At 67.0% G+C, this 21,562-nt stretch carries 17 protein-coding genes; 7 read left to right on the top strand and 10 right to left on the bottom strand.

The features are described 5' to 3' along the window. The first annotated feature begins 93 nt into the window (after window positions 1-93). Genes ASE30_RS26270 through rsmA form a run of 3 tightly spaced genes read left to right on the top strand, consistent with a single transcriptional unit; the run spans window position 94 to window position 4,877 of the window. Window positions 94-2,475, top strand: coding sequence for an LPS-assembly protein LptD (locus ASE30_RS26270; protein ID WP_057287213.1), 2,382 nt, complete (start codon window positions 94-96; stop codon window positions 2,473-2,475). Then, on the top strand, window positions 2,472-4,067 hold the full coding sequence (locus tag ASE30_RS26275; RefSeq protein ID WP_057287214.1) for a peptidylprolyl isomerase: 1,596 nt from the start codon (window positions 2,472-2,474) through the stop codon (window positions 4,065-4,067). Before ASE30_RS26270 ends, ASE30_RS26275 begins: the two co-directional genes overlap by 4 nt. An 18-nt stretch (window positions 4,068-4,085) precedes the next feature. Continuing rightward, window positions 4,086-4,877, top strand: a complete 792-nt coding sequence (rsmA, locus tag ASE30_RS26280) for a 16S rRNA (adenine(1518)-N(6)/adenine(1519)-N(6))-dimethyltransferase RsmA (protein ID WP_057287215.1) — start codon at window positions 4,086-4,088, stop codon at window positions 4,875-4,877. Between the two features lie 78 nt (window positions 4,878-4,955). On the opposite strand, the gene ASE30_RS26285 is transcribed toward rsmA, so the two are convergent. Continuing rightward, the gene (locus ASE30_RS26285) at window positions 4,956-6,098 is read right to left on the bottom strand and encodes a glycerate kinase (RefSeq protein WP_057287216.1); all 1,143 of its coding nucleotides are present in this window, start codon (window positions 6,096-6,098) and stop codon (window positions 4,956-4,958) included. A gap of 105 nt (window positions 6,099-6,203) precedes the next feature. Between ASE30_RS26285 and pyk the strand changes: the two genes are divergently transcribed. Beyond that, complete coding sequence (gene pyk, locus ASE30_RS26290) at window positions 6,204-7,646, top strand: pyruvate kinase (RefSeq protein ID WP_057287217.1); 1,443 nt, start codon at window positions 6,204-6,206, stop codon at window positions 7,644-7,646. Between the two features lie 56 nt (window positions 7,647-7,702). Here the strand turns inward: pyk and ASE30_RS26295 are convergent, their stop codons facing one another. Beyond that, window positions 7,703-8,932: a nucleoside recognition domain-containing protein gene (locus ASE30_RS26295; protein WP_057287245.1), complete on the bottom strand. Its 1,230-nt coding sequence runs from the start codon at window positions 8,930-8,932 to the stop codon at window positions 7,703-7,705. A 142-nt stretch (window positions 8,933-9,074) separates the two neighbouring features. Between ASE30_RS26295 and ASE30_RS26300 the strand changes: the two genes are divergently transcribed. Next, window positions 9,075-11,339: an acyl-CoA dehydrogenase gene (locus ASE30_RS26300; RefSeq protein WP_057287218.1), complete on the top strand. Its 2,265-nt coding sequence runs from the start codon at window positions 9,075-9,077 to the stop codon at window positions 11,337-11,339. Here the strand turns inward: ASE30_RS26300 and def are convergent. The 8 genes from def to glyQ are packed head-to-tail and all read right to left on the bottom strand — an operon-like array spanning window position 11,336 to window position 18,798. Then, window positions 11,336-11,869: a peptide deformylase gene (gene def / locus ASE30_RS26305; protein WP_057287219.1), complete on the bottom strand. Its 534-nt coding sequence runs from the start codon at window positions 11,867-11,869 to the stop codon at window positions 11,336-11,338. The genes ASE30_RS26300 and def overlap by 4 nt on opposite strands. Before the next feature lie 28 nt (window positions 11,870-11,897). Continuing rightward, window positions 11,898-12,293 carry a lactoylglutathione lyase gene (gene gloA, locus ASE30_RS26310; protein ID WP_057287220.1) on the bottom strand — a complete coding sequence of 132 codons (396 nt, stop codon included), beginning with the start codon at window positions 12,291-12,293 and terminating at the stop codon, window positions 11,898-11,900. A gap of 11 nt (window positions 12,294-12,304) precedes the next feature. Further along, window positions 12,305-13,447 carry a 2-aminoethylphosphonate--pyruvate transaminase gene (locus ASE30_RS26315; RefSeq protein ID WP_057287221.1) on the bottom strand — a complete coding sequence of 381 codons (1,143 nt, stop codon included), beginning with the start codon at window positions 13,445-13,447 and terminating at the stop codon, window positions 12,305-12,307. A gap of 19 nt (window positions 13,448-13,466) precedes the next feature. Further along, window positions 13,467-14,492 (bottom strand): M48 family metallopeptidase, encoded by a 1,026-nt coding sequence (locus ASE30_RS26320; RefSeq protein WP_235515358.1) that lies wholly within the window; start codon window positions 14,490-14,492, stop codon window positions 13,467-13,469. Then, window positions 14,485-15,207, bottom strand: coding sequence for a 1-acyl-sn-glycerol-3-phosphate acyltransferase (locus tag ASE30_RS26325; RefSeq protein WP_057287222.1), 723 nt, complete (start codon window positions 15,205-15,207; stop codon window positions 14,485-14,487). Before ASE30_RS26325 ends, ASE30_RS26320 begins: the two co-directional genes overlap by 8 nt. Before the next feature lie 4 nt (window positions 15,208-15,211). After that, window positions 15,212-15,751 carry a D-glycero-beta-D-manno-heptose 1,7-bisphosphate 7-phosphatase gene (gmhB, locus tag ASE30_RS26330; RefSeq protein ID WP_057287223.1) on the bottom strand — a complete coding sequence of 180 codons (540 nt, stop codon included), beginning with the start codon at window positions 15,749-15,751 and terminating at the stop codon, window positions 15,212-15,214. Further along, window positions 15,748-17,886: a glycine--tRNA ligase subunit beta gene (glyS, locus tag ASE30_RS26335; protein WP_057287224.1), complete on the bottom strand. Its 2,139-nt coding sequence runs from the start codon at window positions 17,884-17,886 to the stop codon at window positions 15,748-15,750. Before glyS ends, gmhB begins: the two co-directional genes overlap by 4 nt. Then, a complete protein-coding gene (gene glyQ / locus ASE30_RS26340) occupies window positions 17,887-18,798 on the bottom strand; it encodes a glycine--tRNA ligase subunit alpha (RefSeq protein ID WP_057287225.1) in 912 nt (303 codons plus the stop codon). Window positions 18,799-19,066: 268 nt separating this feature from the next. On the opposite strand from glyQ, the gene ASE30_RS26345 reads away from it, so the two are divergent. Then, window positions 19,067-19,834 carry a crotonase/enoyl-CoA hydratase family protein gene (locus ASE30_RS26345; RefSeq protein ID WP_057287226.1) on the top strand — a complete coding sequence of 256 codons (768 nt, stop codon included), beginning with the start codon at window positions 19,067-19,069 and terminating at the stop codon, window positions 19,832-19,834. A gap of 157 nt (window positions 19,835-19,991) precedes the next feature. Beyond that, window positions 19,992-21,515, top strand: a complete 1,524-nt coding sequence (locus ASE30_RS26350) for a fumarate hydratase (RefSeq protein ID WP_057287227.1) — start codon at window positions 19,992-19,994, stop codon at window positions 21,513-21,515. The last annotated feature ends 47 nt before the right edge of the window (window positions 21,516-21,562 follow it).

Raw genomic sequence — 21,562 nt, forward strand, 5'->3', positions numbered from 1 at the left:
TTCTCTATAATACCGGCTCGTTTCCGTCAGCATTGGCCCCGCCTGGGCGCCTTTGGCTCGCTCTCCCATGGTCAAAAAGGGCTGTTTTCATTCGTGCGCAAGGTTCGGTGGTTGATCCTCTCTGCTGTCAGCATCGCCGCGGGAGCCGTTCAGGCTCAAGGTAGCCAGGGGGCCGCTGCCTCCGCGCCGTCGGCCATACCCACCCCGGAGCTGCGCACCTCCCCCGGCTTGCGGATACACCGGCTGCCGGACGACAGCATCCCCGCCTATATGGAAGCGGACAGCATCGAGGGCGACCCCACCTCCGAACTGACGCTGACCGGCAGCGCGCAGGTGCGCCGTATCGACAGCGTGATCAAGGGCGACCTGATCAACTACCGCAAGGATACCGGCGAGGTCGACGTCCAGGGCAATGCGCGCATGATGCGCGACGGCACACTGGTGGCCGGCCCGAACGCCAAGTTCAATGTGGACAAGTACTCGGGCGAGATCGAAAAGCCAAATTTCTGGATGGGCGCCACCGGCGGCTTCGCCGTCGCCGATCACGCGGACATCTTCAGCAAGTCGCAGATGCGGCTGCATACGGTCACGTACAGCGGATGTTCCTGCGAGACGCCGTCCTGGTACATCAAGGCCAAGACGGTCGACATCGATTTCGACGAAAACGAAGGTGTGGCGCGCAATGGCGTGCTGTATTTCAAGGATGTGCCGATCCTGGCATCGCCCTACATGACCTTTCCGGTCAAGCGGGAGCGCAAGTCCGGGTTCCTGATCCCGACGTACGGCACGACCAGCCAGGGCGGCTTCGATGTATCGATTCCGTACTACCTGAACCTGGCGCCCAATTACGACATGACGGTGCAGCCCCGCTACTTCTCGAAGCGCGGCACGCAGCTGGGCGGAGAGTTCCGTTATCTCGGGTCCACCTATGGGGGCACCCTGAATGGCACCTACCTGCCCGATGACGATGTCACCGGCGAAGACCGCTGGATGTACTGGTGGCGCCACCAGCAGATATTGGGCCATGGCTTCTACACCGACTGGGACATTGCCAAGGTCTCGGACGACAATTACTTCCGCGACATTACCCAGCTGGGACTGAACCAGGCATCCACCACCTACCTGCCGCAGCGCGGCCGTGTGGGCTGGGCCTCAAGGTATTGGAGCGCTTACGCCCAGGTATATAAGTACCAGACCCTGCAGGATCCCGATGCGCCGCTGGTGCCGCCGTACAACAAGGTGCCCGAGCTGTACCTGCGCGGCGCGCGCTACGATTGGGGCGGCTTCGACGTGGATTGGACCTCGACCGCCGTGCGCTTCAAAAGGCCCGACTTCGGTTCATCGGTGCAGTATCCGGATGGCGATCGCCTTCAATCCTATCCCACGGTGTCCTATCCGATCGTCCGGCCGGGCTGGTTCATCATTCCCAAGGCGGGCGTCAACTACACCCAGTACCAGACCAAATGGTATGGCGTGGATACGCTGGGCCTGAACGGCGGTTCGGCGGATGGTTTGCCGCGGACGCAGTCGCGCACGGTGCCGATCATGTCGCTGGACTCGGGACTGATCTTCGAGCGCGATACCACGCTGTTCGGCAAGTCGTCCCTGCAGACGCTGGAACCGCGGCTGTATTACCTGAACGTGCCGTACCGCGACCAGTCCACGCTGCCGGTGTTCGACACCTCGCTGGCCGATTTCAGTTTTTCTCAGGCCTTCGAGGAAAACATCTACACCGGCGGCTGGGACCGCATCGCCAACGCCAACCAGCTTACCGCGGCGCTGACCACGCGCTGGCTGGACGCCAACACGGGCTTCGAGCGCCTGTCGCTGGGCGTGGCGCAGCGCTTCTACTTCGAGGACCAGAAGGTCACTCTGCCGAACGAGACGCCGCGGGACAACGTGCGTTCCGATTTCCTGGTGGGCGCCAGCGCGGCCCTGACCGATTCGCTCAGCACCGATATCGCGGCGCAGTACAACCCCTATGACAACAATTGGGCGCGGGGGCTCGTCAGCGCGCGCTGGTCGCCGCAGCGCCTGACCACCATCGCCGTGGCCTATCGCTATCAGCGCGATCCCCAGCCGGGCGTGTCCTACCAGCCGCAAGGCCAGAACCAGGTCAGCCTGGCGGTGCAGTGGCCGTTCACCGAGCGCTGGTACGGCGTGGGCCGGGTGGACTATTCTTTGCGTTCCGGCCCGTCCAGTACAGTCGCCAATACGACGGATTCCCCCCGCGTGACGCAGGCCATCGCCGGCCTGGAATACAAGGGCGATTGCTGCTGGGTTGGCCGCGTGGTCTACCAGCGTTACGCCGTATCGGCGGCGGACACCAATTCCGCACTGTTCTTCCAGCTTGAGCTGACCGGTCTGGGTTCCCTGGGAACCGACCCGATGAGCCTGCTGAACAGAAGTATCCCCGGTTACACGAGCATCACGCCGCCCGTGCCTGCCGGGACCACATTTGAAAGGTATGAATGATGCGTAGGTTGCACTCTTTGCGCCGCCTCTCCGGCAATGCGCTGCTGCTGGCCCTGTGCGCCGGCTTGCCCGCCGCGCATGCGGCGGAGCAAACCGCCCGTGGCGCCAAGGCCGCTCCCGCCGCACAGAACAGTGCCGCGCCCGCACCCAAGGGCGAGCAGTTCGTGGACGGCATTGCCGCCGTCGTCGACAAGGACGTCATCACGTTGCGCGAGCTGCGCGATGCGTCCTTGCGTATTTCCGCCGAGCTGAAGTCCCGCGGCATCCAGGTGCCGGACGACCAGACCTTGCAGCACCAGGTGCTGCAGCGCCTCATCATGGAGCGCGTGCAACGCCACGAAGCGGACCGCCTGGGCATCCGCGTGGACGATGCGCAGATCGATCAGGCCATCCAGACGATCGCGAGCCGCAACAAGATCACCGTGGCCCAGCTTCGCCAAGAGCTTGAAAAGGCCGGCACGCCCTGGGATGCCTACCGCAAGTCGCTGCGCGACGAGATCCGCACCGATCGCCTGCGCCAGCGCGCGGTGGACTCCACGATTGTCATCTCCGATACGGAAGTCGACGCGTTCCTGAAAGACCAGCGGCGCAATCCGGCGTTCGGCGCGGCCCCTCAGGCCCAACCTCAACCCCAACCCCAGGCGCAGCCGCAGCCCGCGCCGGAACAGGCCGCCGCACCAACCGGCCCGATGCTGTATGCGCTGGCCCAGATCCTGGTGCGCGTGCCGGAAGGCTCGTCGCCCGAACAACTGGCCGTGCTGCGCAAGAAAGCCGAAGGCCTGCTGGCGCAAGCCAAGCGCGGCGATGATTTCGCCAGCCTGGCGGCGGCGTCCTCCGATGGCCCCGAGGCCTTGCAGGGCGGCATGATGGGCGTGCGTCCGCTGGACGGCTGGCCCGATCTGTTCGTCAAGTCGATCAGCAATCTGCAGAAGGGCCAGGTCAGCCCGCTTATCCAGAGCGGCAACGGCTTCCACATCGTCAAGGTGATGGACCGCGGCACGGCCCAGCCCGCGCCGGGGCGCACCGCCCGCGCGCCGGCTCCGCAACAGGCTCCTCAGCCGGCTCCGCAGCCAGCCGCGCGCCCGCAAGCCCAGGCGCAGGCGCCGCAAGGCCCCACGCAGGTGACGCAGACGCGCGCGCGCCACATCCTGATCAAGACCTCCACCGTGATGAGCGATGAGCTGGCGCGGCAGCGCCTGGATCAGGTCCGCCAGCGGCTGTTGGGCGGCGGCGCCAAGTTCGAGGACATGGCGCGCCAGTACTCGCAGGATGCGACGGCGCCGCAGGGCGGCGAGTTGGGGTGGCTGAACCCGGGTGAAACCGTGCCGCCTTTCGAGGCCGCCATGAACGCCTTGCAGCCGGGCGAGCTCAGCCAGCCCGTGCAGACCCCCTTCGGCTGGCACCTGATCCAGGTCGAAGAGCGCCGCGAGCATGACGCGACCGACGATCTGGCACGCATGCGCGCCCGCCAGACGCTGTTCGAACGCCGTGCGCAGCCTGCTTTTGAAGACTGGCTCGATCAGTTGCGCGCTCAGGCGTACGTCGACAACCGTCTTGAGAAGCAGCAGAAGATCCAGCAGAACAACCGCTAAACGCATTACGGGCTTTTCATGTCTCAACACCAGGCGCGCAAGCGCTTTGGCCAGAACTTCCTGACCGACGAGAGTGTCGTCGAGTCCATCGTCCGGGCGGTTGCGCCCGCCCGCGACGATGCCGTGGTCGAGATCGGCCCAGGTTTGTCTGCGCTTACCCGGCCGCTGCTCGAGCGCCTGGATCACCTGACCGCGGTTGAAATCGACCGCGATCTGGCCGCCCGCCTGCGCAAGCAGTTCGAGGAAACCCGCCTGACCGTGGTCGAAGCCGACGCGCTGACGGTGGATTTTTCCCAGTTCGGCAGCGCGTTGCGCGTCGTGGGCAACCTGCCCTACAACATCTCCAGCCCGCTGCTGTTTCACCTGATGACGTGGGCCGACCATATCCGCGACCAGCATTTCATGCTGCAACGCGAAGTGATCGACCGCATGGTGGCGCAAGCCGGCACCGGTGATTTCAGCCGCTTGTCCGTGATGCTGCAATCGCGCTACCGGATGCACAAGCTGTTCGACGTGCCGCCGGAAGCCTTCGATCCGCCGCCCAAGGTGGTGTCGGCGATCGTGCGCATGGTGCCGTTGCCGGCTGACCGCCTGCGGCCGGTCAGTGCGCGGGCCTTCGAAACCGTGGTGGCGCGCGCCTTTTCGCAGCGCCGCAAGATGCTGCGCCGCGTGCTGGCCGATTGGGCGCCGCAGGTGCCCTGGGAAGCGCTGGATATCGCGCCGACCGCCCGCGCCGAGGATATCTCGGTGGACCGGTACATCCGCCTGTCGGATGCGCTTGTCGAAGCCGGCGTGCTGCAACGGGACTGAAAAGCGCCCCTGGATGCAAAAAGGCCCCCCCGCGGGGCCTTTTTGCATTTCCGCATGGCGCGGCGCGCTGGCGGCGGACTACAGCATGCGCTTTTGCGCGGCCATCCACAGCTGCATGACATCGCGCGCGCGTTCGGACAACAGGCGTTCGGCGTCCGCGAGCGCCTGCTGCAGCGTGATGGGGCCGGGGGCCAGGCTGAATGCGGCGCTGATGCCGCAGGCGTGCAGGGCTTCGTAGCCTTCGCCCAGCGAACCCGCCAGCGCCACGACGGGCACGCCCGCGCGCTGCGCGATCCGGCCGACGCCGGCAGGCGTCTTGCCCCGCAGCGTCTGCGCATCCATGCGGCCTTCGCCGGTGAACACCAGCGTGGCGCCCTCGACCGCCTGGGCCAGGCCGCCCAGCTCGGCAACGATGTCCACGCCCGGCCGGAAGTGGGCGTTCAGGAAGGCCTTGGCGGCAAATCCCAGTCCGCCCGCCGCGCCGGCGCCGGGCTCGTTGCGGTGGTCGGCTTTCAGGTGGCGTTCGCAGACATCGGCAAAATTCGTGAGCATGCGGTCCAGTGTCAGCACCTGGTCCGGCGTCGCGCCTTTTTGCGGGCCGAACACATGGGAGGCGCCTTGGGGGCCGCACAAGGGGTTGTCGACATCCGAGGCGATATCGATGTGGATCTTGGACAGGCGCGGATCGAGTCCGCGCGTGTCGATGCTGGCCAGTTGGCCCAGCGCGCCGCCGCCGGGCGGCAGGCTGTGGCCTTCGGCGTCCAGCAGGCGCACCCCCAGAGCCGTCAGCATGCCGGCGCCCGCGTCGTTGGTGGCGGATCCGCCGAGTCCGAGAATGATGCGCGTGGCGCCCGCGTTCACGGCGGCCAGCATCAGTTCGCCCACGCCGTGGCTGCTGGCGCGCATGGGGTCGCGCTTGGACGGCGAGATCAGTTCAAGGCCCGCCGCGGCGGCCATTTCGATCACGGCGGTGCCGTCTTCCAGCAGCCCCCAAATGGCATCGACCTTATGGCCCAGCGCGTCATTCACGGTGAGCTGCCGCTCGGCGCCGGCGGTTGCCGCCAGCACGGCTTCGACCGTGCCCTCGCCGCCGTCGGCCATCGGTATGCACACGGTATGTGCGCCGGGGAAAGCGGCCTTGACGCCGCGCGCGATGGCGGCCGCCGCATCCGGCGCGGAAACGCTTTCTTTGAAAGAGTCGGGTGCAATGACGATTTTCACGGGTTTCGATGGGCTCGGTGAAGGTCGGTGTGATCCTCATGATACCCGTGCGAACGCAGCCGGCGTACCATAGCGCTTTCGTTGTTTTTGCGAGAGTGGACCGCCATGCCTGTATTGCGCCGCACAAAAATTGTCGCCACCTTGGGACCCTCGACGTCATCGCCCGAACGCATCGAAGCGCTCATCCGCGCAGGCCTGGATGTGGCCCGCCTGAACTTCTCGCATGGCAGCGCGGACGATCACCGCGAACGCGCCCGGCTGGTGCGCGAGATCGCCGCCAAGCAGGGCCGCTTCGTCGCCATCATGGGCGATCTGCAAGGCCCCAAGATCCGCATCGCGCGCTTCACCGACAAGCTGGTGCAACTGCAGGTGGGCCAGCCGTTCACGCTGTCGCGTGTACACCCCAAGGACGCCGGCACCGCCAGCATCGTGGGCATCGACTACCCCGAACTCGTGACCGATTGCCGCGTGGGCGACGAGCTGCTGCTCGATGACGGCCGCGTGGTGCTGGTGGTGGACCGCGTCGAAGGCGACGAAGTCCACACCACCGTCACGGTGGGCGGCCCGCTGTCGAACAACAAGGGCATCAACCGCCGTGGCGGCGGTCTGTCCGCGCCCAGCCTGACCGACAAGGACCGCGTCGACATCAAGCTGGCCGCCGAAATGGAACTGGACTACGTGGCGGTGTCGTTTCCGCGCTATGGCAGCGACATCGACGAGGCGCGCACCTTGCTTGCGGCGGCGGGTAGCCAGGCCTGGATCATCGCCAAGATCGAACGCGCCGAAGCGGTGGCCGACGACGAAGCGCTGGACTCGCTGATCCGCGCGAGCGATGGCGTGATGGTGGCGCGCGGCGACCTGGGCGTGGAAGTGGGCGACGCCGAACTGGTGGGCATCCAGAAGCGCATCATCCAGCACGCGCGCACCTTGAACAAGGTGGTCATCACCGCGACGCAGATGATGGAGTCGATGATCTCCAGTCCGATGCCGACGCGCGCCGAAGTGTCCGATGTGGCCAACGCGGTGCTGGATTACACCGACGCCGTCATGCTGTCGGCCGAAAGCGCGTCCGGGCAGTATCCGGTGGAAACCGTGCAGGCCATGGCGCGCGTGTGCCTGGGCGCGGAAAAGCACCCGACCTCGACGGTGTCCCATCACCGCATGGGCGAGACCTTCACGCGCTGCGACGAAACCATCGCATTGGCGGCCATGTACGCGGCCAATCATTTTCCGGGCGTGAAGGCCATCATCGCGCTGACCGAAAGCGGGCACACGCCGCTGATCATGTCGCGCATCCGCTCGGGCGTGCCCATCTATTGCTACAGCCCGCACAGTGTTACGCAGAACCGCGTGACGATGTTCCGGGGCGTCTACACGGTGCCGTTCTCGCCGTCGGACTACGAGCCGGCCGACCTGAGCAACGCCGCCATCGACGAACTGCGCAAGCGCAATCTGGTGCAGACGGGCGACTGGGTGATCCTGACCAAGGGTGACTTCTATCGCGACAGCGGCGGCACCAATGGCATGAAGATCCTGCTGGTGGATTGACGCGGGGCGGGCGCCCGGCGCCGGACGGCGCCCGGCGTCCCTGGTCCGCCAGGACCTCAGCCGAAGAACCAGTAGCAGACCCCGATGGCCGCCAGCACGCCGGCCAGGTCGGCGATCAGCGCGCAGCCCACCGCATGGCGGGCCCGCAGGATGCCCACCGATCCGAAATACACCGCCAGCACGTAGAACGTGGTTTCGGTGCTGCCTTGCACCACCGCGGACAGCAACGCGGGAAAGCTGTCCACGCCGAAATGCGTCATGGTCTCCAGCATCATCGCGCGCGCGGCGCTGCCCGAGAACGGCTTGACCAGGGCGGTGGGCAGCGCGTCGACGAAACGCGTGTCCCAGCCCGCGTGCTGCGCCATCCAGCGGATGCCGTCCAGCAGGAAATCCAGCGCGCCCGACGCGCGCAGCACGCCCACGGCGCACAGCATTGCCACCAGGTAGGGCAGCAGGCTTTTGGCGATGTCGAAGCCTTCCTTGGCGCCTTCGATGAAGGCCTCGTAGACGGGCACCTTCTTCCACGCGCCCACGATCAGGAAAGCCAGCAGGATGCCGAAGAGGCTCAGGTTGCCCATCAGCGAAGACAGCGACGCGATGGCGGCGGCCGACATGCTGGCCAGCAGCGCCATGAATCCGCCCATGACCAGCGCCGCGCCGCCCAGCCACAGCATGATGACGGGATCGGCAAGGCGCAGGCGCTGGCACGCCGCCACCGCCAGGAAACCCGCCAGCGTCGACGCGCTGGTGGCCAGCAGGATGGGCAGGAACACCAGGGTGGGATCGGGCGCGCCCTGCTGCGCGCGGAACATGAACAGGGTGACGGGCAGCAGGGTCAGCGACGACGCATTGAGCACCAGGAACAGGATCTGCGCGTTGCTGGCGGTGTCGGGCGTGGGGTTCAGGGATTGCAGCTCGCGCATGGCGCGCAGGCCGATGGGCGTGGCGGCATTGTCCAGGCCCAGGCCGTTGGCCGCGAAGTTCAGGGTGATCAGGCCGATGGCCGGATGGTTGCGCGGCACCTCGGGCATCAGGCGGGCAAAAAGCGGCCCCAGCACGTGCGCCAGCTTTTCGACCAGCCCGGCGCTTTCGGCGATGCGCAGGAATCCCAGCCACAGGGTCAGCGTGCCAAACAGCAGCACCATCACTTCCACGGACACGCGCGCCATGTCGAACAGGCTGGCCACCATCAGGCGGAAGACTTCGGGGTCTCCGAGGGCCAGCCAGCGGTACAGCGCGGCTGCGGCGGCGGTAAGAAAGAAGCCCAGCCAGAGTTTGTTAAGCATGCGGACGTGCCCGGACAGCGATTGATTGCGCACCAGCGCGGCGACGCCCATTGTCGCAGAGTCGGCACCCCCCGGCTTGGCCGGCGGCCGTCAATTCTGGTACTTTGCCCCGATACGTCTTGTAGCCATAACAGGGGGATTCATGGATTTCAACGCCTGGCGCCGGCGCCGCATTTCGGAACCCGCGTACCGCTGGGCGCGCGAAGCGTTGCCGGCCATGTCGGCCACCGAGCGCGAGGCCATCGAAGCCGGCGACACCTGGTGGGATGCGGATCTGTTCACCGGCAACCCCGATTGGCGCAAGCTGCTCAGCGTGCCGGCCGCCACGCTGACTCCTGACGAGCAGCGCTTCATCGATGGCCCGGTGGCGCAGCTGTGCGGCATGCTGGACGAATGGGACATCGCCTGGAACCGGCGGGACCTGCCGCCGGACGTCTGGGCCTTTCTCAAGGCGCAGCGCTTTTTCGGCATGATCATCCCGCGCCGCTATGGCGGGCTGGGATTTTCCCCCTATGCCCATTCCGAGGTGGTGCGCCGCATTTCCGCGTATTCGATCACGGCGGGCGTCACCGTCATGGTCCCGAACTCGTTGGGGCCGGGAGAACTGCTGATGCAGTTCGGCACGCCCGCCCAGCGCGATTACTGGCTGCCCCGGCTGGCGGACGGCCGCGAGGTGCCGTGTTTCGGACTGACCAGCCCCGAGGCCGGGTCGGATGCGGCATCCATGGTGGACACCGGCGTCGTGTGCCGGCAGGTGGTCGATGGCCGTGAGCTGATCGGCATCCGGCTGAACTGGCACAAGCGCTACATCACGCTGGGGCCCGTGGCCACCGTGCTGGGCCTGGCGTTCAAGATGTCGGATCCGGAAGGCATTCTGGGCGAGCCCCGGGATATCGGCATCTCCGTAGCGCTGGTGCCCACCGAGGCGCCCGGCGTGGAGATCGGCCGGCGCCATCTGCCGGCCATGCAGGTCTTTCAGAACGGGCCCAACAAGGGGCGCGACGTGTTCGTGCCGCTGGACGCCCTGATCGGAGGTGCCGAGCGCGCCGGGCAGGGCTGGCAGATGCTGATGAGCGCGCTGGCGGCGGGGCGCGGCATTTCGCTGCCCTCGCTATCGGCCGCCGCCGCGGTGATGTGCGCGCACACGACCGGCATGTATGCCCGCGTGCGGGACCAGTTCGGCATTCCCATCGGCAAATTCGAGGGCGTGCAGGAAAAATTGGCCAGCCTGGCGGGCAACGCCTATCTGGTGGAGGCCGCCCGGCGCTTGACGTGCGCCGCGCTGAACCAGGACGTGAAGCCAGCCGTCGTGTCGGGCATCATGAAGTATCACGCAACCGAGCGCATGCGCGGCTCGGTCAACGACGCCATGGACGTGCATGCCGGCCGCGGCGTCATGGACGGCCCCAGCAATTATCTGGGGGCGCTGTACCGCGCGGTGCCCATCGCCATCACGGTCGAGGGCGCCAACATCCTGACGCGCAACCTCATCATCTTCGGACAGGGCGCCATCCGCGCCCATCCCTATCTGATGCCGGAAATCCTGGCTCTGGGCAATCCCGACGAAGAGCGTGGCATCGAAGTCTTTCACGACGTCTTCTGGCGCCACCTGCGGCACGCCGGCATCAACGCCTTGCGCGCCATCGGCCGGGCCTGGACCGGCGGAGCGATGGCGCCCGCGCCGTCCTCGGGGCCGACAGCCGGGCATTACCGCCGGCTGGGCCGCTATTCCTCGGGGTTCGCGCTGCTGGCCGACGCGGCGTTGGCGCAGTTGGGCGGTGGCCTGAAGCGCCGCGAAATGATCTCCGCGCGCCTGGGGGACATCCTGTCCGAACTCTATCTGCTTTCCGCCGTGCTCAAGCGCTGGGAGGACGAAGGCCGCAAGCACGATGACCTGCCGCTGGTGCGGTGGTGCATGGAGCAGGGCTACGCGAGCATCGAGAAATGCATGGATCAGGTGTTGCGCAATCTGCCTGGCCGGGTGCTGTCCTGGGGCTTGCGCGCGGCCATCCTGCCGTTGCGCCTGGCCAAGGGCCCGGGCGATGCGCTGACGCGGGAATGCGCCGAGCTGCTGCTCAAGCCATCGCCCACGCACGTGCGGCTGGCGGCCGACCTGCATCGGGCGCCGGCCGGCGGTGCTGCTGGCGGCGACCCGCTGGGCCTCCTGACCCGCGCCTTCGCGCTGGTGGATGCCGTTCAGCCCATCCGCGACCGCCTGCGCCAGTCGGGCGTGCGCGATTGGCGCGAGGCGCATCGGCGCGGCGCGATCACGGATGCGCAGGCCGCGCAGCTCGAAGCCGCCGAGGCCATCGTGGCGCAGGTCCTGCAGGTGGATGATTTCGCGCCGGAAGACCTGTCGCCGCAGGCCGCGAAAACGGCCGCGGCGGGCGCCGGTCAGGACGCCTAGTCGTCCTGGTTGGGGTCCATGCCCGGGAACAGGATTTCAGTGAAGCCGAACTTCGAGAAATCCTGGATGCGCGACGGATAGAGGCGGCCGATCAGGTGGTCGCATTCGTGCTGCACCACGCGCGCATGGAAACCCTCGGCTTCGCGTTCGATAAGCTGGCCGTACGGGTCGCGGCCGCTATAGCGGATATGGCGGTAGCGCGGCACCTGGCCGCGCAGGCCCGGCACGGACAGGCAGCCTTCCCAGCCATCTTCCATTTCGTCGGACAGCGGCGTGATGACGGGATTGCACAGGATGGTCTGCGGCACGGGGGGCGCATCGGGATAGCGCTCGTTGCGATCGAAGCCGAAGATCACCAGTTGCAGGTCCACGCCGATCTGCGGCGCGGCCAAGCCCACGCCCTGCGCGGCCGCCATGGTTTCGAACATGTCGTCGATCAGCGCGTGCAGCTCGGGCGTGTCGAAGCGTTCGACCGGCGCGGCCACGCGCAGGAGCCGGGGGTCGCCCATTTTCAGGATGGGATGAATCATGGCGAATATCCGTTTGAGGCTGGAAGGGTCAGTCCTGACGGCCCTTTTTCTGAATGAACTCGATCTTGTAGCCGTCGGGATCTTCGACAAACGCGATGACGGTCTTGCCGTGTTTCATGGGGCCCGCTTCGCGCGTGACCTTGCCGCCACGCTCCTTGACCTTGTCACAGGCTTCATAGGCGTTGTCGACCTCCAGCGCGATGTGGCCGTAGCCGTTGCCCAGGTCGTAGTTGTCGGTGTCCCAGTTGTGGGTCAGTTCGATCACGGCGCCCTCGGACTCGTCCTGGTAACCCACGAAGGCCAGCGTGAACTTGCCGTCGGGGTAGTCGTTGCGGCGCAGGACGCGCATGCCGAGCACGTTGGTGTAGAAGTCGATGGACTTGTCGAGGTTGCCGACTCGCAGCATGGTGTGGAGCATACGCATGGATGTTTTCCTTAAGCGGTGAGGGGAAGCGGAAAGTGCAGCGGGGTTCCGGCGCTTTCCCGATGGATTCCGATGTCGCGCAGCGCGCCGCCCATGGCGTCGACTGCCTGCCGCATCTGGTCGGCGCCAAAGGCGCCGATGCAGCCGACCCGGAAAGTGGGTTGTTCGGTGTTGTAGAAGTTGCTGAGCACATAGCCGCGCTGCTTGAGCGCATCCACGAATAGCTGCAGATGCCAGGTCGGCGCATCCGGGGCGTGGACGTTGACGACGATGGGGCCTTGCAGTGCCGGCGGCAGGTACGGGGTCAGGCCAAGTCCGATCACGCCATCATAGAGCGCGCGCATGTTGGCCGTGTAGCGCGCCAGGCGGGCCTCGCGGCCTTCTTCCCGATAGAGCTCCAGCGCCACCGCCAGCGCGGCCAGCGTGGGCGCGGGGGGCGTGAAGCGCGGGCCGGCATTGGGCGCCAGGGTGTGCTGGTAGATGTCAGCCAGGTCCAGGGACCAGCTTCCGGCGTTGCCCCGGGCGGCCTCGAGGCTGTCGCGCCGGGCCACCACGAAGGCGGCGCCGGGCAGGCCTTCCAGGCATTTGTTGGCGGTCAGCACCACGGCATCGACGGCGGGCAAGGCCCGCAAGTCGAGCGGCAGCGCGCCGAAGGCGGACACGGCGTCCACGATGACGCGGCGGCCCAGCGCCTGGGCGATGCGCGCCAGCTCGGGTACGTCGTGGCAGATGCCGCTGCCCGTTTCGCTGTAGACCAGCGCCAGATGCGTCAGCGTGGGGTCGCGTTCCAGCGCGGCGGCGACCGCCTGCGGATCCACGCGTTCGGCCGCGCCCACGAACAGCGGCACGGCGACCCGGCCCGCGTCGCCGGCCAGTTTCTGCAGACGGGCGGCGTAGGCGCCGGTGGACGGCGCCAGCAGGCGCCCGCCCGCGGGCACGAAGCTGCGGATCGCGGCCTCGACCGCGAAATGGCCGCAGCCAGGCAGCGCCAGCGCGGCGTGCTCGCCGGGATCCGCTTGCGCGATCGCCAGCACGCCATCGCAGACCTGCCGGTAGGTCTGGCGGAAATCGTTGTCCCAGGGCGCGTAGTCCTGCGCCATGGCGGCCTTCACCCGTGCATCGGTCGTGACCGGGCCGGGAATCAGCAGCAACATTTCGAGTCTCCTTGGGGCCTCAGAACTGAGGCAGGGAAGCTGGGTCGTGACGCCGCAGGATGTTCTTGGCGTCTTCGAAGTCGGGCAGGATCTGGCCCACTTCGCGCCAGAAATCCTGACTGTGGTTCATCTCGCGCAAGTGGGCAAGCTCATGCGCGATGACGTAATCGATGATGGCCGGCGCGAAATGGATCAGGCGCCAGTTCAGCATGATGTTGCCGTCGCTGGTGCATGAACCCCAGCGCGTCGCGGCCGACGACAGGCGCCAGCGGCGGATCTTCAGCCCGCTGATCTGCAGGAAGTGCGCCAGCCGGGCGCCAAACCAGGCGCCGGCGCGCTGCTGCAGCCAGGCCTGCGCGGAATCGCGGATGCGGCCCTGGTCAGCGGTGGATGGCAACGCCAGCCACAGGGTGTCGCCGTCTTGCGGCGCTTCGGCATCGCCGGATAAAGAGGCCTGGCGGCTATCCCCGCCCACGCCGATGATGATGCGGCGGCCCAGGTAGGGCAGTTCGCCGCCCGCCTGCCAGCGCGTGTGCGCCATGGCCAGTTGTCGCTTGCGGGCGTGCCACTCGCGCAGCTTGGCGAGGATCCAGCGCGATTTCTCGCGCACGGCGTCGTCGACCTGCGAGAGCGTCACCCAGTTGGGCGCGGTGACGCGCAAGCCGTCGTCGGTGATCACGAAGCCGATGCTGCGGCGGCGCGAACGCAGCAGCACGAAACCGATGGGCTGCTGTTCGGTCGGCACCTCGCGCCAGCGCGCGCCGGGGGGCAGCGGGTCGGGGCAGGGCGTGGGCACGCGGGAGGCGGCATTGGGCGAAAGGGTCAGCAGCGGTTCGCCCTGCGGGGAGGCGGGCGGAGCGGCATCGGGAAAGATATTGGCCGGTGGGGCCGGCCGAGCGGCGTCCGGCCCGGCAGCCGGCGCGTGGGGCGTGGCCGGCCGAGGCGCCGCGGGGGGCTTCGGCACGGCGATCAGCGGCGGCGCGCCCGCGGGCGCGTCGTCTTCCTGCATGCCGAACAGGAGTTCGAGCTGATCGGTGCTAGACATACCTTTCTGGGTTGAGACGCCGCATTTCCCCTTCGATCCAGTCCTGAACCTTCTTGTTCAGTTCCTCGGGGGAGAGTCCCTTGGATTCTATCGCGGGACCGATCGACAGGGTGATCAGGCCGGGATATTTCACGAAAGCGTTGCGCCGCCAGCACTCGCCGGCGTTGTGCGCCACGGGGATGACGGCGGCGCCGGTGCGCGACGCCAGCAGCGCGCCGCCCATCTTGAACCGTCCCGTCTTGCCCGGCGGCACGCGGGTGCCTTCGGGAAACAGCAGGGGCCAGCGGCCTTCGTCCAGACGCGTCTGGCCTTGCTTGACCACCTGCTCGAACGCGTCGCGGCCCTTGGACCGGTCAATGGCGATCATGCGCAACAGCGCCAGGCCCCAGCCGAAAAACGGCACCATGTGCAGTTCTTTCTTGTAGACGAAGCAGACCTCGCGGGGCATGTAGGCCGGGAAGAACAGGGTCTCCCAGGCCGACTGGTGCTTGGATAGCAGGACCGCCGGACCATCGGGCAGGTTCTCCCAGCCCTTGACCTGCCAGCGGATGCCGCAGAAGACCTTGGCGCCCCAGATGGCCAGGCGCGGCCAGCCCACCGTCAGCTTGTAGCGCCAGTGCAGCGGCAACGGCGCCCAAAGGACACAGGCGAAGGCATAGGGGATGACCGTGACGGCCAGGAACAGAAAGTACAGCAGCGAGCGTAGCCGGGCCATCGAATCAAGCGTCCTGGAGCAGGGCGTCGGCCACGGCCGACAGGTCTGCGCATACGCGCGTATTGTCGGGCAGGCCGCCCTTGGCCTGCGTCTTCCTGCCGTTGCCGGTCAGCACCAGCCAGGGCGCGCATCCCACGGACGAAGACGCCTGCAGATCGCGCAGCGAATCGCCCACCGCCGGCACGCCGGCCAGGCCGATGTCGTAGCGGTGGCCGATCTGCTCGAACATGCCCGGTCGCGGCTTGCGGCAGGTGCAGTTGTCGTCGGGGCCGTGGGGGCACATGAATACGGCGTCGATGCTGCCGCCCGCGGCGGCCAGCTCGCGGCGCATCTTGGTGTGGATGGCAGTCAGCGTGTCCATGTCGAACAGGCCGCGCGCCAGGCCCGATTGGTTGGTGGCAACCACCACCTTCCAGCCCGCCTGCGTCAGGCGCGCGATGGCTTGCAGGCTGCCCGGCAAGGCGATCCATTCGTCGGGATTCTTGACGAACGAATCGCTGTCCTGGTTGATGACGCCGTCGCGGTCGAGGATGATCAGTTTCACTGTGCAAGCCTGGAAATGTCGGCCACCTGGTTCATCAGGCCATGCAACTGGCTCAGCAGAGCCAGCCGGTTGGCGCGCACGGCCGGGTCTTCGGCCATGACCATGACGTCGGCAAAGAAGGCATCCACGGGTTCGCGGGCCTGGGCCAGCGTGGTGAGGCTGCCGGCGAAATCGCCCGCGGCGAGCTGCGCCTCGGCCTTCGGACGCAGCGTGGATACGGCGGCGGCCAGGGCCTTTTCAGCGGGTTCCACCAGCGCGCCGTCGTTCACCGCGCCGATCTCGCCTTCGGCCTTCTTCAGCAGATTGCCGATGCGCTTGTTGGCGGCGGCCAGGCTGGCGGCTTCGGGCAACTGCGCGAACGCCGCGGCGGCGCGCACGCGTTCGGCCACCTGGTGCAGGGGCGGCGTCAGTGCGATCACGGCTTCCACCGCGTTGCGGTCGAAATCGTTGATCAACTGGTTGCGATAGCGCTCGTAGATGAACGTGCGGACCTCGGGCAGCGTGTCGGCGGGGACCTTGCCCGCCGGGAACGTGCCGACGGCCTGCGCAAGCAGGCCGTTCAGCGACAAGGGGCCGTCCTGGCTGACCTTCAGCCAGCCGCCGGCGGCCAGTTGCTCGAACGCGCTGATGAGGCCCAGCGCGGCGCGGCGCAGGCCGAAGGGGTCGCGCTCGCCGGTGGGGGCCAGGCCAATGGCCCAGATGCCGACCAGCGTTTCCACGCGTTCGGCGATGAACAGCGTGGCGGCGGTCAGGGTGTCCTGCGTGACAGGCGCGTCGTAACGGTTGCGGTACTGGTTGCGCAGGGCCTGCACGACGCTGTCGGGCTCGCCATCGCCAGCGGCGTAATAGGCGCCCATGATGCCCTGCAGCTCGGGGAATTCGCCCACCATGTTCGAGCCCAGGTCGGCCTTGGCCAGCATGGCGGCGCGGTCGGCGGCGGACACATCGCCGCCCAGCAGCTCGGCCACGGCGCGGGCGATCGCGCGCACGCGTTCCACGCGTTCGAGCTGGGTGCCGAGCTTGTTGTGATAAACGATGGAGCCCAGTTGTTCGACGCGCGCGGCGAGCGGCGTCTTGCGGTCGGTTTCGAAGAAGAACTGCGCGTCGGCCAGGCGCGGGCGGACCACGCGCTGGTTGCCTTCGACGATGTTCACCGGATTGTCCGTGTGCATGTTGCTCACGATCAGGAAGCGGTGCGTCAGGCGGCCGGTGGCCGGGTCGAACAGCGGAAAGTACTTCTGGTTCAGCCGCATGGTCAGGATCAGGCATTCCTGCGGCACTTGCAGGAACTGCTCTTCGAACTGGCCTACATAGACAGTGGGGTGTTCGACCAGCGCGGTGACTTCGTCCAGCAGGGCGGCCACTTCGGGGTCGTCGCCCAGCGTGGCGGACAGGCGGCCGGCGTGGTCCAGCAGCTGGCGCTGGATCTCGTCGCGGCGGCCTTCGAACGAGGCCACGACGCGGCCCTTTTCAGCCAGCGTGGCGGCATAGGCGTCGGCATCGGCGAACGAGACCGGGCCTTCGCTCATGAAGCGGTGGCCCAGCGTGTCGCGGCCGGCCGACAGGCCCAGCGCCGACACCGGCACCACGTCCGCGCCGAACAGCGCGACCAGGCCGTGCGCCGGGCGCACGAACTTGACGGTGGTGAAGCCGTCGGCCAGCTGGTAGCGCATGACTTTCGGGATCGGCAGGCCGTCGATGGCGGCATCGATGCCTTCCTGCAGGCCGGCGGCCAACAGGGAGCCGGCGGCGGTGCCTCGCGCGACCAGGTAGTCCTGCTTGCCGTCGGACTCGCGGTCCAGCGTGGACAGGTCGATGTTTTCCAGGCCCTTGGCGGCCAGCTTCTTCTGCAGCGCGGGCGTGGCCTTGCCGTCTTCGGTCAGGCCGATCTTCACGGGCATCAGCTTTTCGGCGTAGGGCTGGTCGGGCGCCTGCGCCAGCACGGCGGACAGATGCACGGCCAGGCGGCGCGGCGTCGAATAGGCGGTGACGGCGCAGCCTTCGGCCAGCAGGCCGTGGCGGGCCAGCGTGGCGCGCACGCCTTCGGCATAGGCCTGGCCCAGCTTTTGCAGGGCCTTGGGCGGGAGTTCTTCGGTCAGCAGTTCGACCAGCAGCGGGCGGATGTTCGTCGTCATTTATGCAGCCTCCCCGGCGGCCTTGTCGCGGCCCAGCATGGGAAAGCCCAGTCGTTCGCGGGAATCGAAATAAGCCTGGGCGACAGCGCGCGACAGGTTGCGGATGCGGCCGATGTAGGCGGCGCGCTCGGTGACGCTGATCGCGCCGCGCGCGTCCAGCATGTTGAACGTGTGCGCGGCCTTCAGCGCGGCCTCGTAGGCGGGCAGCGCCAGCGGCACGTCCATCAGGCGCTTGGCCTCGGCTTCGTAGTCATTGAAGTGCGAGAACAGCATCTCGGCGGACGAGTGCTCGAAGTTGTAGGTGGACTGTTCCACTTCGTTCTGGTGGAACACGTCGCGGTACAGCACGCGATTGCCGTTGGCGCCTTCCGTCCAGACCAGGTCATAGACGCTTTCCACGTCCTGCAGGTACATGGCCAGGCGTTCCAGGCCGTAGGTGATTTCGCCGGTGGTGGGCGTGCAATCCAGGCCGCCGACCTGCTGGAAGTACGTGAACTGCGTGACTTCCATGCCGTTCAGCCAGACCTCCCAGCCCAGGCCCCAGGCGCCGAGCGTGGGATTTTCCCAGTCGTCTTCCACGAAGCGGATGTCGTGCTGCGTGGGGTCGATGCCCAGCGCCTTGAGCGAACCGATGTAGAGATCCAGGATTTCCGGGGGCGCGGGCTTGAGCACGACCTGATACTGGTAATAGTGCTGCAGGCGGTTGGGGTTTTCGCCGTAGCGGCCATCCTTGGGACGGCGCGAGGGCTGCACGTAGGCGGCGCGCCACGGCTCCGGGCCGATCGCGCGCAGGAATGTGGCCGTATGCGAGGTGCCGGCGCCGACTTCCATGTCGTAGGGCTGCAGCAGGGCGCAACCCTGCTTGTCCCAGTATTCCTGGAGCGTAAGGATGATTTGCTGAAAGGTGAGCATAGGATTCTTGGAATTCGGCCGCCGGGCAAGGGCTGCCCTGGGCGTGGGAAACCGGGCATTTTAACTGCCCCGGGGCCGAAGCGGTCGTGGGGGACGGGGCGGCGGTTACATCTGTCCGCGCAAGCCGGGCCGGGTGTGCCTCTGGTGGACACGCCGCGGCGGCCCCGCTGCGCCCTGAAACCAATGATCGTATGATTCCGGGTTGAGTCCCGAGTCTTATATAAAACCCGGAACAAGATTCCGAGAATTCCCGAAAAGGAGCAGTCCCATGTCTGACCTGATCACGGTGGAAGTCACCGACGGCATCCAGATCATCACGATCAACCGTCCCGAGGCCAAGAACGCCATCAATCTGGAAACCGCCGTGGCCATGGCCGCCGCGCTGGATCAGATGGACAGCCGCGACGACGTCCGCATCGGCATCCTGACGGGCGGGGGCGGGACGTTTTCGTCGGGCATGGACCTGAAGGCCTTCGCCAAATCGGGCCAGCGTCCTTATGTGGAAGGCCGCGGCTTCGCCGGCCTGAACGAAAGGCCCCCCAAGAAACCGCTGATCGCCGCGGTCGAGGGCTACGCCCTGGCCGGCGGTTGCGAAATGGCGCTGGCCTCCGACTTGATCGTGGCCGCCAGCAATGCCAAGTTCGGCCTGCCCGAAGTCAAGCGCGGCCTGGTGGCTGGCGCGGGCGGCCTCTTGCGCCTGCCGCGCCGCCTGCCGTACCACATCGCCATGGAGGTCATTCTGACGGGCGAGATGCTGTCCGCCGAGCGCGCCCACGCCTTCGGCCTGGTCAACCGCCTGACCGAGCCGGGCGGCGCGCTGGCCGGCGCGCTGGAACTGGCGCGCGCCATCGTCGAAAATGGCCCCATGGCCGTGCAGACCGCCAAGAGCATCGTGGCGCAAGCCGGCGACTGGGAGCAGGAAGGCATGTTCGACCGCCAGCGCCCGCTGATCGCGCACATCTTCACGTCGGCCGACGCCAAGGAAGGCGCCACGGCCTTTGCCGAAAAGCGCAAGCCCGTCTGGCAAGGCAAGTAGACGATGTCCGCGCGCCGCGCCGATTTCCAGGCTTGTCGTTCCCGGAAGGGCGTCATTTGCCTTAAGACGGCCGCACGGCAAAAATAGTGCATTCTCCGTCGCGGCGGGTCAGTACCCGCCGCGTTTTCACGCATTTCATCCAGACCCGCAAATCGCCATGTCCGTCATCATTAAAGAAGAAGACCTGATCCAGTCGATAGCCGATGGCATCCAGTTCATCAGCTACTACCATCCCGTCGATTACATCCGCCACCTGGCGCGCGCCTACGAGCGCGAGGAAAGCCCCGCCGCGCGCGATGCGATGGCGCAGATCCTGACGAATTCGCGCATGTGCGCCGAAGGCAAGCGCCCGCTGTGCCAGGACACCGGCATCGTCAACGTCTTCCTGAAGATCGGCATGAGCGTGCGCTTCGACACCAAGCGCACCCTGCAGGAGCTCTGTGACGAAGGCGTGCGCCGCGGCTACCTGAACCCCGACAACCCCCTGCGCGCCTCCGTGCTGGACGATCCGCTGTTCGCGCGCAAGAACACGCGCGACAACACGCCCTGTATCCTGCACGTCGAGCTTGTCCAGGGCGACAAGGTCGACGTGCAGATCGCCTCCAAGGGCGGCGGCTCCGAAAACAAGACCAAGTTCGCCATGCTGAATCCCAGCGATTCGCTGGTGGACTGGGTGCTGAAGACCGTGCCCACGATGGGCGCCGGCTGGTGCCCGCCGGGCATGCTGGGCATCGGTGTCGGCGGCACCGCCGAAAAGGCCATGCTGATGGCCAAGCAGTCGTTGATGGAAGACATCGACATGTACGAACTGCTGGCCCGCGGCCCGCAGAACAAGCTGGAAGAGCTGCGCATCGAACTGTACGAAAAGGTCAACGCGCTGGGCATCGGCGCACAGGGCCTGGGCGGCCTGACCACCGTGCTGGACGTGAAGATCAGCACTTTCCCGACGCACGCGGCCTCCAAGCCCGTCGCCATGATCCCGAACTGCGCGGCCACCCGCCATGCGCACTTCGAGCTGGACGGTTCCGGCCCAGCGCGCCTGGACCCGCCGTCGCTGTCCGAATGGCCGGAAGTGCACTGGGCGCCCGACTACAACAAGTCCAGGCAGGTGGACCTGAATACGCTGACCAAGGAAGAAGTCGCGAGCTGGAAGCCGGGCCAGACCCTGCTGCTGTCGGGCAAGATGCTGACCGGCCGCGACGCGGCGCACAAGCGCATCCAGGACATGCTGGCCAAGGGCGAACCGCTGCCCGTGGACTTCACCAACCGCGTGATCTATTACGTGGGTCCGGTGGATCCGGTGGGCGATGAAGTGGTCGGCCCGGCCGGCCCCACCACCGCCACGCGCATGGACAAGTTCACCGACATGATGCTCGAGAAGACCGGCCTGATCTCCATGATCGGCAAGTCCGAACGCGGCCCCGTCGCCATCGAAGCCATCAAGAAACACGGCTCGGCCTACCTGATGGCCGTCGGCGGCGCGGCCTACCTGGTGTCCAAGGCAATCCGCGGCGCCAAGGTGCTGGGTTTCGCGGACCTGGGCATGGAAGCCATCTATGAGTTCGACGTGAAGGACATGCCGGTGACCGTGGCGGTGGATGCCCAGGGCACGTCGGTGCACACGACGGGCCCCAAGGAATGGCAAGCCAGGATCGGGAAGATCCCGGTTGCCGTCGCCTAAGCAGGTATGAAGGGAAATCGGCCGCTGAATTCAGCGGCCGATTTTTT

It is taken from the genome of Achromobacter sp. Root83, assembly GCF_001428845.1.
Taxonomy (GTDB): Bacteria; Pseudomonadota; Gammaproteobacteria; order Burkholderiales; family Burkholderiaceae_B; genus Achromobacter.

Bases quoted from the DNA above. Each gene is read 5' to 3' on its own strand.
- ASE30_RS26350 (WP_057287227.1), top strand. From the start codon at position 19,992: ATGTCCGTCATCATTAAAGAAGAAGACCTGATCCAGTCGATAGCCGAT.
- def (WP_057287219.1), bottom strand. From the start codon at position 11,869: ATGATTCATCCCATCCTGAAAATGGGCGACCCCCGGCTCCTGCGCGTG.
- ASE30_RS26315 (WP_057287221.1), bottom strand. From the start codon at position 13,447: ATGTTGCTGCTGATTCCCGGCCCGGTCACGACCGATGCACGGGTGAAG.
- pyk (WP_057287217.1), top strand. From the start codon at position 6,204: ATGCCTGTATTGCGCCGCACAAAAATTGTCGCCACCTTGGGACCCTCG.
- rsmA (WP_057287215.1), top strand. From the start codon at position 4,086: ATGTCTCAACACCAGGCGCGCAAGCGCTTTGGCCAGAACTTCCTGACC.
- ASE30_RS26295 (WP_057287245.1), bottom strand. From the start codon at position 8,932: ATGCTTAACAAACTCTGGCTGGGCTTCTTTCTTACCGCCGCCGCAGCC.
- ASE30_RS26320 (WP_235515358.1), bottom strand. From the start codon at position 14,492: ATGTCTAGCACCGATCAGCTCGAACTCCTGTTCGGCATGCAGGAAGAC.
- glyS (WP_057287224.1), bottom strand. From the start codon at position 17,886: ATGACGACGAACATCCGCCCGCTGCTGGTCGAACTGCTGACCGAAGAA.
- glyQ (WP_057287225.1), bottom strand. From the start codon at position 18,798: ATGCTCACCTTTCAGCAAATCATCCTTACGCTCCAGGAATACTGGGAC.
- ASE30_RS26325 (WP_057287222.1), bottom strand. From the start codon at position 15,207: ATGGCCCGGCTACGCTCGCTGCTGTACTTTCTGTTCCTGGCCGTCACG.
- gloA (WP_057287220.1), bottom strand. From the start codon at position 12,293: ATGCGTATGCTCCACACCATGCTGCGAGTCGGCAACCTCGACAAGTCC.
- ASE30_RS26345 (WP_057287226.1), top strand. From the start codon at position 19,067: ATGTCTGACCTGATCACGGTGGAAGTCACCGACGGCATCCAGATCATC.
- ASE30_RS26300 (WP_057287218.1), top strand. From the start codon at position 9,075: ATGGATTTCAACGCCTGGCGCCGGCGCCGCATTTCGGAACCCGCGTAC.
- ASE30_RS26275 (WP_057287214.1), top strand. From the start codon at position 2,472: ATGATGCGTAGGTTGCACTCTTTGCGCCGCCTCTCCGGCAATGCGCTG.